Genomic DNA, 15,153 nt, shown 5'->3' with positions numbered 1-15,153 from the left:
CTGCGGTCGACTCACCACTTCGGTATGAAGGCGCATATCGGCGTGGACGACACGTCTGGCCTGGTGCACAGCGTAGTGGGTACGGCGGCCAACGTTGCGGACGTTACTCAGGTCGACAAGTTGCTGCATGGCGACGAGAACGTAGTTTGTACGGACGCGGGCTACATTGGCGTTGAGAAACGTCCGGAGCATGCTGATCGGAAGGTTATCTGGCAGGTGGCGGCACGACGTAGCACCTACAAGAAGCTCGATAAACGCAGTGCGCTATACAAAGCCAAGCGCAAGATCGAGAAAGCCAAGGCTCAGGTGCGCGCCAAGGTCGAGCACCCGTTCCGGGTGATCAAGCGGCAGTTTGGTTATACCAAGGTGCGCTTCCGCGGACTGGTGAAGAACACGGCGCAACTGGTGACGCTGTTCGCCCTGTCGAACCTCTGGATGGCTCGCAGACATTTGCTGGCGAATGCAGGAGAGGTGCGCCTGTAATGTGGGAAATGGCTGCGGCGAAGTTATCGCGGCGGCCATAAACACCGATATCGGTGGGCGAACTGATCATTTTGGATCGGTTTTCCGCTTTCAAAAACGGCGCAGGCTGAAGTCGACCGGAAATACAGGCTGCTTCAGACCATCCTTAGAAGAAACCGTGAAGGAGCAAGGCGTTAGCCAGCTTATTGGCGATGGTCATGTGCTTCGACGAATTGTGACGCAGGTTGGGTGGTCCGCAGGGGCAGCGGAACCAGGCCCCTTTTCATCCCAATTCACAGGCCGGACGCCGTGAAACCGATATTAAAGATTGACCGCTGAGGTTACTTCCGCAATGACCTCGATGGTTGGGGCGCGGCGGCGGCCGCGCGTGCAGTCGAGCACAGGCCGGTCGCTGCCCCATCAGATTGCCGTCCTCGCCCAGCCGGCTGCGGATTGCTGCTCGGCCAGTCCAGAGGCACGCAGCAGTTCCTGTGTGTAGGGGTGGCTCGGTGCCTGGAAAATCTGCCGGGCATCGCCTTGTTCGACGACGATACCGTCCTTGATGACCATGAGGTCGTGGGCGAGGGCGCGGACCACCGCCAGGTCGTGACTGATGAACAGATAGGTCAGCCCATGTACCGCCTGCAGGTTGCGCAGCAGGTCGACGATCTGCTTCTGCACGGTGCGGTCCAGCGCCGAGGTGGGTTCGTCGAGCAGGATCACCTCGGGTTCGAGGACCAGCGCTCGGGCGATGGAGATGCGCTGGCGTTGGCCCCCGGAGAATTCATGGGGATAGCGATGGCGCGTCTGCGGATCGAGGCCGACTTCCTGCAGGACGCGGATCACCGCGAGCTCGCGCTCGGCCACGGTCCCGATGCGGTGGATGTCCAGGCCTTCGCGGATGATCTGTTCAACCGACATGCGCGGGCTCAGGCTGCCGAACGGATCCTGGAACACCGCTTGCAGGTGCCTGCGGTGTGGGCGCATGGCCTTCGCGCTCAGTGCATCCAGGCGCTGGGTTCCGAAGTGGATCTCGCCCTGGGAACCCACCAGGCGCAGCAGCGCCTGGCCGAGGGTCGACTTGCCCGAACCGGATTCGCCGACGATGCCCAGGGTACGCCCGCGCGTGAGTTCGAAGCTGATGCCATCCACAGCCTTGACGTAGCGCTGCTGGCGGCTGAACAACGGCTTGGGCAGGGGAAACCAGACACGCAGGCCGCAGGCCCGGATCAGCGTGTCGTCACTGCGTGAGGGTAGCGGGTCGCCGGAGGGCTCCGCATCGAGCAACAGGCGGGTATAGGGGTGGTGCGGCGCAGAAAACAGGCTGCGGCATTCGTTCTGCTCCACCAGGCTGCCCTGGCGCATCACGCAGACACGTTGAGCGATCTTGCTCACCAGGTTCAGGTCGTGGCTGATCAGTAGCAGCGACATCCCGAGGCGCGCCTGCAGGTCCTTGAGCAGCAGCAGGATGGTTTCCTGGACGGTCACGTCCAGCGCCGTGGTGGGCTCGTCGGCAATCAGCAGCTCGGGCTCATTGGCCAGCGCCATGGCGATCATCACCCGCTGCCGCTGGCCGCCAGATAATTGGTGGGGATAGGCGTTGAGCCGTGCGGTCGGCTCGCGGATGCCCACTAGTTCCAGCAACTCCACGCTGCGCGCCCGTGCCGCCTTGCCAGTGAGCCCCTTGTGCAGAGACAGGATCTCGCCGATCTGCCGTTCGACGGTGTGCAGCGGATTGAGCGATGTCATGGGTTCCTGGAAGATCATCGCGATTCGGTTACCGCGCAATTCGCGAAGCCGTTTTTCCGAGGCTCCAAGCAGGTCTTCGCCCGCATAGCGGATGGCTCCGGAGGTCCGGGTGGACGCGGGCAACAGGCGCAACAGCGAGTGGGCCAGCACCGACTTGCCCGAGCCGGACTCGCCGACCAGCGCGAGGCATTCGCCGCGACGGATGTCCAGGTCGATGCCGTGAACCACCTCCTGCCCGGCGAAGGCCACTCTCAGGTCACGGATTTCAATCAGGTTGTCTTGGTTCATGCGGACCTCGGGTCAAGGGCGTCGCGGGCCGATTCGCCGATGAATAGCAGCAAGCTGAGAATGGTCGCCAGCGCGGCGAAGGCGGTAAGGCCCAGCCAGGCGGCTTGCAGGTTGCGTTTGGCCTGGCCGATGAGCTCACCCAGCGAAGCGGTGCCAGGCGGCATGCCAAAGCCCAGGAAATCCAGCGCGGTCAGGGTGGTAATGGCCCCGGTGAGGATGAAGGGAACGAAGGTCATGGTGGAGGTCAGCGCGTTGGGCAGGATGTGGCGCCACATGATCATGCGGTCCGAAAGGCCCAGCGCCCGGGCGGCTTTCACGTATTCTAGGGAACGCCCGCGCAGGAACTCGGCGCGCACCACGTCCACCAGCGCCATCCACGAGAACAGCGCCATGATGCCCAGCAGCCAGCCGAAGCCGGGCTCGACGAAGCCCGAGAGAATGATCAATAGATAGAGCACCGGCAGGCCCGACCAGATTTCCAGTAGCCGCTGGCCGAACAGATCGACCTTTCCGCCGTAATAGCCCTGCAGGGCGCCGACGGTCACGCCGACGATGACGCTGATCAGGGTCAGTGCCAGCGCGAACAGGATCGATACCCGTGTGCCGTAAAGCAGGCGTGCCAGCACATCGCGCGCCTGTTCGTCGGTGCCCAGCCAGTTCTCCGTGGAGGGTGGGCTCGGAGAGGGGACCGTGAGGTCGTAGTTCACCGTGTCGTAGCTGAACGGGATCGGCGGGAACAGCATCCAGCCACCGTGATCCTCGATCAGGTGGCGCACGTATTCGCTGCGGTAATCCGGCGGAAAGGGGAACTGCCCGCCGAATTCGGTTTCCGGATAGGGCTTGAAGATCGGAAAGTAGAGCGTGCCGTTGTGGCTGAGCAGGAGCGGCTTGTCGTTGGCGACCAGTTCGCCGCACAGGCAGATGACGAGCAACGCAGTAAACAGCCAGAGCGACCACCAGCCGCGGCGGTTGGCCTTGAAGCGCTGGAGTCGGCGGCGATTGATCGGCGAGAGAGCAGGCATCAGGCGGTCCTCGCTAAGAAGTCGATACGTGGGTCGATCAGGGTGTAGCTGAGGTCACCGATGATTTTTACCAGCAGCCCGAACAGGGTAAAGATGAACAGGGTGCCGAATACCACCGGGTAGTCGCGGTACAGCGCTGCCTCATAGCCCATTCGCCCCAGGCCATCGAGGGAAAAGATCACCTCGACCAGCAGCGAACCGGCGAAGAACACCTCGATCAGCGCGGTGGGCAGTCCGGCCACGACGAGCAGGATCGCGTTGCGGAACACGTGGCGGTAGAGCACCGCCCGTTCGGTAAGCCCCTTGGCCCTGGCGGTCACCACGTATTGGCGGCTGATCTCGTTGAGAAAGCTGTTTTTGGTGAGGATGGTCAGGGTGGCAAAGCCACCGATGACCAGCGCTGATACCGGCAGCACCAGGTGCCACAGGTAATCGATGACCTTGCCTGCCGGGCTCAGCTCCTCGAAATGCTCGGACGTCAGCCCCACGGCCGGAAACCAGCTCAGATAGCTCCCTCCGGCAAACACCACCAGCAGCAACATGGCGAACAGGAACGCCGGTACCGCGTAACCCACGATGATGACCGTGCTGCTCCAGACGTCGAAGGCACTACCGTGCCTGACGGCTTTGCGGATGCCGAGCGGGATCGACACCAGATAGGTGATGAGGGTGGCCCACAGCCCGAGGGAGAGAGATACCGGCAGTTTTTCCAGGATCAGGTCGGTGACTTTCGCGCCCCGGAAAAAGCTGGTGCCAAAATCCAGGGACGCGTAGTTCTTGAGCATGAGCCAGAGCCGCTCGTGGGGTGGCTTATCGAAGCCGTACTGGCGTTCGAGCTCCTTTATCAGCTCCGGGTCGAGGCCACGGCTGGCGCGGCTGCCGCCGGACGAAACGCTGCCGGTTTCAGGCGCTGCCTGACCGACGCCCGTGCCACCGAAGCCCTGCATGCGGGCCATGGCCTGTTCCACCGGCCCACCGGGCGCCGCCTGCACGATGATGAAGTTGATCACGATGATGCACAGCAGCGTTGGCACCACCAGCGCCATGCGCCTTAGTAGATAGCTGATCATGGCGCAGTGTCCTTCAGGCGTTCGGCCATCTGTTCGTTGGTGAGCGCGGTGGGGCTCACCTCCCACCAAGTTTCCAGGCCCACGTCATACGCAGGCTCGATTTTCGGCCGGCCGAATCGATTCCAGTGCACGGTGGGCGTCCCGTCCGAGTAGTAGTTGGGAATGATCAGGTGGCTCCATTGCAGGACCCGGTCCAGCGCGCGGGCATGCAGGACCATGTCCTCGCGGCTGGTGGCGTCGACCAGGCCGGCGATCAGCACGTCGACGGCCGGCTCTTGCAACGCCATGGCATTTGAACTGCCCACCGAGGTGGCGCTGCTGGACCCGAACAGGTCGTAGAGATCGCTGCCTGGGGAGGGGTTGGGAATACCGCTGCGCGGAAAACCGGTGACGATCATGTCGTAATCGCGGCCGTTGACCCGGCTGATGTACTGCGAGGTATCCACCCGCCGCAGGTTCAGGGTGATGCCGATTTGCGACAGGGTGCGCTTGTAGGGCAGCAGCATACGATCGAAACCCTGGCCGTCGAGAAAGGTGAATTCCAGGGGTTGGTCGTCGGCGTTGACCAGTTTATCCCCTTTCGGTCGCCAGCCGGCCTCCTGCAGCAACGTCAGCGCCTGGAGCTGTTTGTCGCGGACGAAGCCGCTGCCGTCGGTCGCAGGTGCCCGGTATACCCGGCTGAAGACTTCATCCGGAATCTGCCCCCGCAAGGGTTCCAGAATGGCCAGCTCCTGCGCGGTCGGTAGCTCGGTGGCAGCCATTTCGGTGTTGGGAAAGTAGCTGTGCTGGCGCGTATAGAAGTTGCGCATCATCTGCTTGTTGGTCCATTCGAAGTCCCAGAGCAGGGTCAGTGCCTCGCGCACCCGGCGGTCCTGGAAGATCGGGTTGAGCAGGTTGAATGCAAAGCCCTGTGGCGCCGTGGGTTTGCCCCTGGCCAGGATGGCCTTCTGCAGCCGGCCATCGCGCAAGGCAGGGCTGTCATAGCGGATGGTGAAGCCGGTTGCGGAGTACTCGCGGTTGTAGTCGTAGGCGCCGGCAATCAGCAATTGTCGGGACACCTCGATATCGCCGTAGAAATTCACGACGAGCTGATCGAAGTTGTACAGGCCGCGGCTGACGGGCAAGTCCTTTGCCCACCAATCGTTCACGCGCTCAAAGGCTACGCTGCGTCCGGGCTCCACCTTGCTGACCCGGTAGGGCCCGCTACCCAGCGGTGGCTCGTAGCCGCCGCCGTTGCGGAAGTCGCGGTCTTTCCACCAGTGCTGCGGCAACACCCGCATGCTGGCCAGGTCGAGCGGTAGCGTGCGGTTGGCGCCTTCCTTGAAGTCGAAGCGTATCGTCAGTGGAGCTTCGATCACGGCCTTCTCGACGAAGCCATAGAACTGTCGGTAGCTCAGTGAACCCTGGGTCATCAATGTTTCGAAGGTGAATTTGACGTCCTCTGCGGTCATGGGGTGGCCGTCATGGAAACGTGCCTTTGGGTTGATGAAAAAGCGCACCCAGCGGTTGTCCGGGTCGCGCTCCATCTTCTCGGCCACCAGGGCATAAACACTGTAGGGCTCGTCCAGTGAACGGTAGGCGAGCGGCTCGAATACCCAGGTATCGAGCTGCGACACGCCGGTGGCCTTGTCGACGTACGGCAGCAGGTAGGTGAACAGGTCGGTTTCCTGGGATGAGCGGCGCAGGCTGCCGCCCTTGGGGGCATCCGGGTTGACGTAGTCGAAGTGCTGGAAGTCCGCCGCATACCTGGGAGGTTCGCCGTAGACGGTCATGGACACGTCAGGTTGGGCGAAGGCCAGGGCGCTGACGCTTGCCAGAAGGATAAAAAACAGGGGGCGCCGCGAGCAGCGCCCGAGGGAGCAGTTCTGAAGCAGGCAAGAAACGTTCAAGGGCATCATCTCGTCAGGCGATTGGTGGCGTGCGGTCCGAATCCATGCCGTGTCTGTCGAAAGGGCGGCCCCCGCCGCGGGCGGGGGCCGCTGTGGCTTAGAAGCGATAGGTGACGCGGGTGTAAAGGGTCCTTCCCAGCGGATCGGTATAACGGGGGTCATAACCGCTCTGGAAGGTCACGGCCTGGTTGGTGAACGGCGGGTCGCGATCGAAGAGGTTCTTCACGCCCACGTCCAGATCCAGGGTCTGGCGCCAGTTATAGCCGGCCGCCAGGTCCCACATCATGTACGACGAAACCCGAGCGTTTCCTTCGGTATCGTAATCGTTGTAGCCGGACATGTAGCGGTTGGTCAGGGATGCCCGGTATGGCCCCGCGTTCCAGGTGCCCACGAGATTGTGCTTCCAGCGGAAAATGACACCATTGCCCTGGAAGTCGCCCACGTTCTCGATGTAGGCGCCGCCTGCCTCGTCCTGGTAGTCGTAACGGGTCACGTAGGTGCCCTGCATCGACAGGCCGAACTGGCCGTAGGGGCTGTTCGGAAAGAGGTAGTCGAGGGACAGGTCGATGCCGCTCGTCTTCACTTTCCCCTGGTTCGACAGGCCGGTGATGATGTAGTCGATCGAACCATCCGCCGCCCTCACGATGCGGTCGGCATAGAGCTCAGGGTTGGCGAAGATCGAGGTTTCCGAAAACTCCGCGATCTGCCCGGAGATGTCGATCCACCACAGATCGACGCCCACCGACAGGTTGCTGAGGGGCTGGTAGACGAAGCCGAGTGTCTTGTTGCGCGCCGTCTCGGGCGTCAGGTCGGTGTTGCCGCCAGTCTGGTTGAGCACCTGCTGGTCGCAGTCGCGGTTGGCCACGCCACCGTTGCTCGGCGAACCGCCAGCGCACAGGACCGGGTCGTTGTAGCTCCCGGCGCTATAGGTGATGTAGGTGGGATCGTACAGCTCATACAGCGAAGGCGCGCGGAAACCCTCGCTGTAGGCGCCACGGATCACCAGTTCCCGGAACGGCTGGTAGCGGAACGAATATTTCGGGTTAGTGGTACTGCCCACATCGCTGTACTTGTCGTGGCGAATCGCCGCGCTCAGCTCCAGGCTATCGAAGACCGGCACGTTCAGTTCGGCGTACTGGCCCTGTACGTTGCGGTCGCCGCTGACGGTCGGGTCCCCACTGACGCCGAGGCTGCCCACCAGCGAGGTGATCCCGGTGTCATAGGCTGCGTGGAAATCTTCCTCGCGGTACTCGCCGCCCAATGCGATGGCGGCCGGGCCGGCGCCGAACCAGTCGCCGATCTCCCGGCTCACCCGTCCATCGATGGTCTTGACCCGGCCTACGGCAGTCATGTAGTCGCCGTTTACCCCGATGCTGTTGATCAGCTCCTGCCCAGCCTGGGTTTGCGGCCCGAACGGGTTGATGATGCCGTTTTCAATGGCATCAGCCGCCAGCTCGTCGTTGAGGTAGCCGCCACGCAGGGAGCTGACCACCTTGTTTTCGTTATAGGATGCGCCGACGTTGTAGTCCCAGGCACCGGCGAGATTGCCGTCGAACACCAGTTGCAGGCGTTGACCGGTATTTTGGTCCTTTTGTATGCGCGCGCCGGCGTCGCTCTCGCGCCAGCCGACGGTTACCGGGTCGGTGGTGATCAGATCGAAGCTGGTGGGCAAGGGTGTCGAGCCGTTACCCGGATAGAAGGGCGTATCGGGTCCCACACTTAGGCCGGTCAGCAGGGATGGCCCGATGGTTGTGGTGTTGTTGTTGCGTGCCCAGAAATAATCCAGGCTTACGTTATGGTCATCGGCCAGTTTCAACGTACCCATGGTGAACACCGAGGTCTTTTCGGTTTCCGGTATCAGGTCGATGTACTCACGCGTACTGAAGCGGCACAGGCCGTTGCTGGCTATCAGGTTCGCGCCGTTGCAGCCGGTGTCGGCCAGCGGGTTGGTCGCGTTCGCCCCCTGGGTGTAGTTGCCCGGATAGGCGGTACCCGAGGTGCCGTTCAAACCACGGCTGGGTCTGAAGTCGTTGGTGAAGTCACGGTCGCTTGCGGTGAGGTTGTCCTGCTTGTCGTAATTCACCACCCCAAAGACGTTGAAGCGGTCTTCCTGCAGATCGCCGAAACCCCAGCTGCCGCTGTAGTTGCGTCCTTGGGCACCGCCCGACTCGGTAGGGTAGGTGTAACCCGCGCTGAACTGGCCTTCGGTGACGCTTTTTTTGGTGATGAAGTTGATTACGCCGCCGATGGCGTCGGTGCCGTAAAGCGCCGAGGCGCCGTCCCGCAGGATCTCCACCCGGTCGATGGCCGCGAACGGGATGGTGTTGAGGTCCACCGCGGCGCCATCGATGGCATTGTTGGCCAGCCGCCGGCCGTTGAGCAGCACCAGGGTCTTGTTGGCGCCGATACCGCGCATGTCGGCAAACGAGGCACCGCCGGTTCCACTGCCAATCGATTGGGCGGCGGTGGTGGTGGTCTGGCTGCCGACGATGCGGTTGACCAGCTCCTGGGTGGTGGTCACGCCCTGCTTCTGCAGCTCTTCGGCACGCAGGATGGTGATCGGTACGGCGGTTTCGGCGTCGGCCCGGCGGATCGCCGACCCCGTCACCTCGATACGCTGGAGTTCGGTCACCGAGGGCACGACAGTGGCTGCCTGCGACTGCTCGAATTCATCGGTGATTTCCTGCGCGCCGACCTGAGGCGCGCCGAGTGCCAATAGCCAGAGCGGCACGAACCGGTAACGGGTGATCGCTGCTGCCAGGGGGGTGCGAGCAAAACTACTACGGTACGTCGTCATTTTGTTATCCCTCGTCTCGGGCGTTGGGGCGTGGCTTCTTGAGCCGCTATTGCACCGGTCTGGTTATGCCTTCCCGGGCCTTTCACCTGGCAACACTTCACCTATACCGCCGAGGCTTCGCCCCGGCCGCATGGATGTCGTCAGGAATTCAGTGGGAGGTCATGACCGCAATGCGGGTGATTCCCGATCGTTCGATGGATGCCATGGCTTTCGCCACCTGGCCGTAGTTGACGTTTTCATCGGCTTGCAGCTGCACCCTGACTTCAGGGTCGCCGGCCTTGACGTCCTGCAGGTTGAGCTCGAGCAGGTCGGGTTCGATCTCCGATTTGTCGAGGTAGAACTTGCCGTCCGCATCGACGCTGACCACGACGGGGTCTTTCATCTCCGCAGGCGCGACGGCGCCGGTCTTGGGCAGGTTGATCTTGATGGCATTGGTCATCAGCGGGGTGGTGACGATGAACACCACCAGCAGCACGAGCATGACGTCCACCAGGGGGGTGACGTTCATTTCGCTGAGGACTTCGTCGTTGTCTTGGGTAGAAAAGGACATGTCAGCTGGCCTCGCGCATGGCGGCGTTCTGTTGGGCGATCGGTTTGCGACTCAGCGCGAAATCGCTGCGCTGCGCCAGGCTGTCGAAGTCATGGGCGAAATCGTCCATGTGCGCGCCAGCGAGCTTCAGGCGGCGAAGGAAGAAGTTGTAGATGAGCACCGCGGGTACTGCGACGGCAATGCCGACGCCGGTCGCAATCAGTGCATGGCCGATGGGACCGGCAACGGTGTCGAGGCCGGCATTGCCGGTGACGCCGATCATCGTGAGCGCATCCATGATGCCCCACACGGTGCCGAACAGCCCGATGAACGGGGAGGTGCTGCCGATGCTGGCGAGCACGGCGAGACCCGCTTCCAGCGCCCGACGCTCTTTGAGGATCTGCTGGCGCAGGTTGCGCTCGACGCGGTTGCCGCGATCGATGCTCTGCGCGAGCTGCAGGGTATTGCGAGGGGTTTCATCCGGTGCCATGGCCAGGAAGCCCCTGTTGGCGATGCGTGCCATCGGGCCCGGGTACTGTGATGCATGCTCGGCGGCGGTCAGCAGGTCCGGTGCGCCCCAGAATGCCTTCAGAAAATGCTTGTTCTGGCGGCGGGCCTTCATGGACTGGGCCAGCTTGACCATGAAGATGGCCCAGGTGGCTACCGAAAACAGCACCAGCCCCCAGAGGACGCCTGGAACGATCAGTGAATTGACAGTTTCGTTCATCGTGTATCCCTCTCGTTAAGCAATCGGCGTTGCTGCCTCAGCGCGGCAACTTGAAATCAATCGTTTGGGTGGCGAAGCCTTCGATGGCTACATCGCCCCGTTTGGCCGGGATGAATTTCCAGCCCTTGACCGTTGCCACTGCCGCTTCGTCGAGCTGGCTGCGGCCACTGGATTTGGTCACTTCCACGCTGCCTGCGCGGCCATTGGGCAGAACCCGGATGCGCAGCGTGACGGTGCCTTCCCAGCCCCTGCGCAACGCCAATGACGGGTATTGCGGCGAGGGGTTGCCCAGGCTCGCAAGGCCCGAGACCGCGGGCGTTTCCTTTGGCGGACCGGGTGGGGCCACCGGAACCACAGGAGCGGGCGGCGCCGGTTGCGGCGGTGGCGCAGGCGCAGGCGCAGGCGCAGGTTGTGGCTTGGGTTGCGGCTTGGGCTCGGGCTTGGGCACAGGTTTTGGCACCGGCTTGGGTTTCGGTGGCTCCGGCTTGGGAGGGGGTTTTATCGCTTCCTCCTGTACGGGCGGCTCGGGTTCTGGCTCCGGCTCCGGCTCCGGCTCCGGCTCGGGCTCCGGCGGCGGTGGAGGCGGTTCTGGCGGAGGCGGCGGTTCCGGTGCAGGTGGCTCTGGCGCAGGTTCCGGGGGAGGAGGCGCCGTGCTGCTCAGCTCGATGATCATTTCCGGGATCTGCGGCGCCACTTCCTCGGGCGCTTCGCCCGAAAGCAGATACCAGGCAAGGCCGGCATGGAGCACCAGCGACGCGCCCACCAGCAGCCCCATGTTTCGCCGGCTGAGGATGTTCGGAGACGATTCGTTAACGCGAAACGTGAATGCTGATTGGGCAGAGGAGGACAGTATTTCTCCTTTGATGTTGAGGTTATCCAATACTGCGTTTCCCATTTAGTGTTCTCCCTTTTGGGAAAAAGTGCCGGTCGACTCATTAGCGGAGCCACATTGTTTGTTCGCCGATTCCGGCACTCGCTAACTTTATGAGTAGAACGACCTTCCGGTGCAGAGTAACGACTTCGGGTAAATAATTAATCCTGTCTTGTTAGTCAGGAACTGTATATACGGTTTTAATTAGAACGTCTTCATGAATCGTAAAGCAAGCTCTATGCCATCCCTTCTATTCAGATATATATAAATAAATAACTTATAATTCAAAGAGTTATGCAGGGGTTCTAGATGCCTTTGGCCCAGGCGATGGCGGCGGCGCTGGCGGTTGCACCGCCACTATTGGTCGCTGCTCCAAAGTTGCCCATTGTGTCAGGATTGTGTTTTAAATAGGAGCGTTACCCTTTTGCATCGTCCATTTAACTGTTATTTGCGTGATTCGTTACTGTAAGCAGGGCTGTCACGGAAACAGTCATGTGATTCCGCATGTTGTTAATAATGCCGGTTGAAGGTGCGGCGTTCCGGCGGCATATCACCCACCCCATTCACCTCATGGGTGGTAGGAGATATGCCGTCGGAAAGGTAAGTTGTGCGCTAATCAGAGCGTGAGGACAAACTTGGTTGTCAGCGCGCCGGGCAACAACATCGACTCGGTATGGCGTCGCCCGTAGGTCGAATGACTGGGCGACAGTTCGCGCTGCCGGGTGAGCCCCAGCAGGTGCGGCGGACCGAGGAACTGGTAAAGGCTGTCATCGAACCGCATGGTATCCACCGGCGCAACGATCTGGCCTTTTTCAACCCAGAAGGTCGCATAGCGCGTCATGCCGGTGAGGCGGGCGGTGGCGAGGTCGGAGTGGTTCACGTACCACAGGTTGCTGATGAACAGACCGGTGTCCAGTTCAGCCAGTACCTGCTCGGTTTCGATGGTTCCGGTATCCATGCAGAGCGAGCGGGGCATCTCTTCCATGTCGCTGCCGTTTTCGCGGAGGCCGTATTCGCGTGCGCTGCGGGCACTGACCAATTCGCCGACGAGCTTACCGTGTTCGATCAGGCGAAGGTCGTCACGGATCCGGCCATCGCGGGTGAACGCCGGGCATAGTGAGCCGCTGACCTGTTCGCTCAGGCCCAGTTGAGGGCTCAGTGACTGCTGCCCGGCAAACAGTTGCTGCAGCGGGCTTTGCGCGGTGCGCAACGCCCTGGCGGAAAAGGCGCTCCATGCCATCAGGCCCAGCAGTTCGCCCAGCGCCGCCGGGGCCAGGTAGGCGCGATAGGCGCCTGGCTGCAGGACCCGCACCGGTTTGCGCAGCATCTCCAGATGAAGATCCGCTTGCGCCATGCGTGCCTCGAAAGCCGCCGGGTTCCATGCCGGCCCTGCCAGTTGCGCCTTCACCGCGCGTCCGGCGTCGTCGAACAGGCTCCACTCGACACTCGACTGGCTCACCGCATGCCAACCGAACGCACCGGCAGAGTCGGCGTAACCGTAATAGATCGGCCCGCTGGCGTAGAACCCCACGATGTCTCGATCTTTCGAGGCATTGCCGATTTGCTCGATAACATCTCCCGGAGCAGGCGCCATCTGCAGGCTGGACGATTCGTTGGTCCAGCCGAGGTGGTTGAGTTGCAGGTAAGGGTCCGGCGCCAGATCGGACAGAACGCCTCGCAGCTGGCTGACGGCCTCGGTAACCCGGGGCCTGTCCAGAATCACATTACCCTGCAAGGTCAGCCGGGCACTGGCATGCCGGCGGTCGCGCGCCAGGCCGAGGGTCATCTCGATCTGGTCGACCTGGCCGGCCTGGCGGACCTTGCCATGATTGAAACGGACGAAATCGGAGGCTTCGGCGTTGTACCAGAGCGTGTAGTGCTCTCCGGCGTTGAGCGCGCGCTGCAGCGCCTCGCGGATGCCCTGGAAATGCTCCAGTGCCTGGGTGGTGTTCGAGAGCGCCATCATTGACCACCTCCAAAGACTTCGATGCCAGCAAACACGCAGGCGGGGGAGGCGTGCCCGACCCGGACGGCCTGGTTCGGCTCGCCCTTGCCGCAGTTCGGAGTGCCCAGCACCTGCCGGGTCGAGTGGTCGCCGACCGCGACGAGGTTGCACCAGAATCGCGAGGAGATACCCCGGTAGTTCGGATTCTTGACCACTTCGCAGAGTTGCCCCTTGCGGATCATCTGACCCCACTCGCAGCCGAACTGGAATTTATTGCGTGCATCGTCGATCGACCAGGAGCGGTTCGAGGCCATGAGAATCCCGTCCTCAATGCCTTCGATCAGTTGCGTGAGGTTGCCCTCGCCCGGCTCCACGTTGAGGTTGGCCATCCGGTCGATGGTGGGTCTATTCCAGCTGCAGGCGCGGCTGCTAGCCACCCCTTCTATACCGCTGCGGCGGGCAGACAGCGAGCCGCCGAGCGGGCGTTTGAGAATGCCGTCTTCGATCAGCAGGGCTTTTTGGGCCGGCGTGCCGTCATCGTCGTGGGAGTAGCTGGCCAGTTCTTCGGGGATATGCGGGTCGAAGCTGACGTTCAGCAGCGGCGAGCCATAACGGTAATGCCCGAAATCGTCCTGCTTCACGAAGCTGGTCCCGGCGTAGTTGCGTTCGTCTCCGAGGATCCGGTCCATCTCCAGCGGGTGGCCGATGGACTCATGGATCTGCAGGATCATCTGGTCGGGCATCAGCAACAGGTGGCGTTTGCCGCTCGGTGTGTTTGGCGCCAGCAGCAGTTGCAGGGCCTCATCGGCCAGGCGAGCGCCGGCGCCGAAGAGCCCGCTTCTGGCCAGCACATCGAGGCCGCCCTGCTGCGCGAAGTTTCCGCCGCTGAGGCTGCGAATCTGGCTGTCATGACCGTCGTAGGCGGTGATTTGCATGTTCGGGTAGACGAAACGCTGAGCAAAACGCAACTGCGAGCCCGTGCTGTCAAAAAACAGCTGCTCGCGAGTTTCCCAGCTCAGTCGGGCTTCCCGGTTGACGATCCGGCTATCCGACGGCACGGCGTCGCACTCCTGAAGCAGCAGGTCCAGGCACTGGGCAACCGTCGGCAGGGCCTGCATGAGGTCGAGAGAGACATAGTCGGCGCGTTGGCCCGTGCGTGACGGCGAGGCGGTTGGCAGCGAGAGGGCGTGGGACGCCGCTGCGGCGGCGAGCTGTTCGGCTTTTACCAGTGCTCGCTGAAGGCCGTCCGCACTCAGGTCGGAGGTTGCCGCATAGGCTTCGAAACCGTTGACCTGGGCAGTCAGCATGACGCCTTCGTCAAAGGTGGTGTGTACCGGAAGGGGGGTGGCCTTGATGACTCCAAGGTGAAGCGTCTGACTTTTTACGTGGCGTAGCGACCAGAAATCCGCATCGCTGCGAAGCGCGCTGACACGCGCCCTGAAGGATTCGAACGCATCGAACATGTCTGTTCCCCGAAACCGCCCTGCAGGGTAAGCAAGGCAATAAGTGGGCAGCGCTTTTGGCGCTGCGGTCTCCCGTTCCGTCGCAGCCGTCGATAAACGACCTGAGCGCGGTGAGGTGAAGTCCCTCTGAAACTTCTATGCCAAATATTAAGCACGGGTAAAAAAAAGCAGTATTCGCCTGCCCAGCGGGGCGTGACGTCATCCCGCTGCTACAGACGACGGGCTCCGCATCAGTGTTGGGGGGCCGAGGACCGTTGCAGCCCTTGCATACTCATGAGCGGATCGGACTGATGCGCAGCGCGAGTGATCACAAACTGTGCATATTGCTGTCTCTTTTGCCT

General features: G+C 62.1%; 10 protein-coding genes and 1 pseudogene. 1 reads left to right on the top strand and 10 read right to left on the bottom strand.

The window, feature by feature from the left end:
• Positions 1-12: 12 nt before the first annotated feature.
• Positions 13-483: pseudogene (locus tag VF716_RS07060) on the top strand (IS5 family transposase); the annotation flags it as partial.
• A 399-nt stretch (positions 484-882) separates the two neighbouring features.
• Here the strand turns inward: VF716_RS07060 and VF716_RS07055 are convergent.
• The 10 genes from VF716_RS07055 to VF716_RS07010 all read right to left on the bottom strand — a co-directional run bounded on the left by VF716_RS07055 (position 883) and on the right by VF716_RS07010 (position 14,812).
• Complete coding sequence (locus VF716_RS07055) at positions 883-2,499, bottom strand: ABC transporter ATP-binding protein (RefSeq protein ID WP_011912863.1); 1,617 nt, start codon at positions 2,497-2,499, stop codon at positions 883-885.
• Positions 2,496-3,521 carry an ABC transporter permease gene (locus VF716_RS07050; protein ID WP_011912864.1) on the bottom strand — a complete coding sequence of 342 codons (1,026 nt, stop codon included), beginning with the start codon at positions 3,519-3,521 and terminating at the stop codon, positions 2,496-2,498. Before VF716_RS07050 ends, VF716_RS07055 begins: the two co-directional genes overlap by 4 nt.
• Positions 3,521-4,591 (bottom strand): microcin C ABC transporter permease YejB, encoded by a 1,071-nt coding sequence (locus VF716_RS07045; protein ID WP_011912865.1) that lies wholly within the window; start codon positions 4,589-4,591, stop codon positions 3,521-3,523. Before VF716_RS07045 ends, VF716_RS07050 begins: the two co-directional genes overlap by 1 nt.
• Positions 4,588-6,363 (bottom strand): extracellular solute-binding protein, encoded by a 1,776-nt coding sequence (locus VF716_RS07040; RefSeq protein WP_413787562.1) that lies wholly within the window; start codon positions 6,361-6,363, stop codon positions 4,588-4,590. The genes VF716_RS07045 and VF716_RS07040 overlap by 4 nt, the downstream gene beginning before the upstream one ends.
• A gap of 214 nt (positions 6,364-6,577) precedes the next feature.
• Positions 6,578-9,277, bottom strand: coding sequence for a TonB-dependent receptor (locus tag VF716_RS07035; RefSeq protein WP_011912867.1), 2,700 nt, complete (start codon positions 9,275-9,277; stop codon positions 6,578-6,580).
• A gap of 148 nt (positions 9,278-9,425) precedes the next feature.
• A complete protein-coding gene (locus VF716_RS07030; RefSeq protein WP_011912868.1) occupies positions 9,426-9,827 on the bottom strand; it encodes an ExbD/TolR family protein in 402 nt (133 codons plus the stop codon).
• A 1-nt stretch (position 9,828) separates the two neighbouring features.
• Positions 9,829-10,533, bottom strand: a complete 705-nt coding sequence (locus tag VF716_RS07025; protein ID WP_020306074.1) for a MotA/TolQ/ExbB proton channel family protein — start codon at positions 10,531-10,533, stop codon at positions 9,829-9,831.
• 37 nt (positions 10,534-10,570) lie between these two features.
• Positions 10,571-11,428 (bottom strand): energy transducer TonB, encoded by an 858-nt coding sequence (locus VF716_RS07020; RefSeq protein WP_011912870.1) that lies wholly within the window; start codon positions 11,426-11,428, stop codon positions 10,571-10,573.
• Positions 11,429-12,020: 592 nt separating this feature from the next.
• Positions 12,021-13,370 carry a TldD/PmbA family protein gene (locus VF716_RS07015; RefSeq protein WP_011912871.1) on the bottom strand — a complete coding sequence of 450 codons (1,350 nt, stop codon included), beginning with the start codon at positions 13,368-13,370 and terminating at the stop codon, positions 12,021-12,023.
• Positions 13,367-14,812, bottom strand: a complete 1,446-nt coding sequence (locus tag VF716_RS07010; protein ID WP_011912872.1) for a TldD/PmbA family protein — start codon at positions 14,810-14,812, stop codon at positions 13,367-13,369. The genes VF716_RS07015 and VF716_RS07010 overlap by 4 nt, the downstream gene beginning before the upstream one ends.
• Between the last annotated feature and the right edge of the window lie 341 nt (positions 14,813-15,153).

Origin of the sequence: Stutzerimonas sp. Brlt_14, assembly GCF_051948915.1 — a bacterium.
GTDB classification, from domain to species: Bacteria; Pseudomonadota; Gammaproteobacteria; order Pseudomonadales; family Pseudomonadaceae; genus Stutzerimonas; species Stutzerimonas stutzeri.
This window is presented reverse-complemented; position numbering and strand designations above follow the sequence as displayed.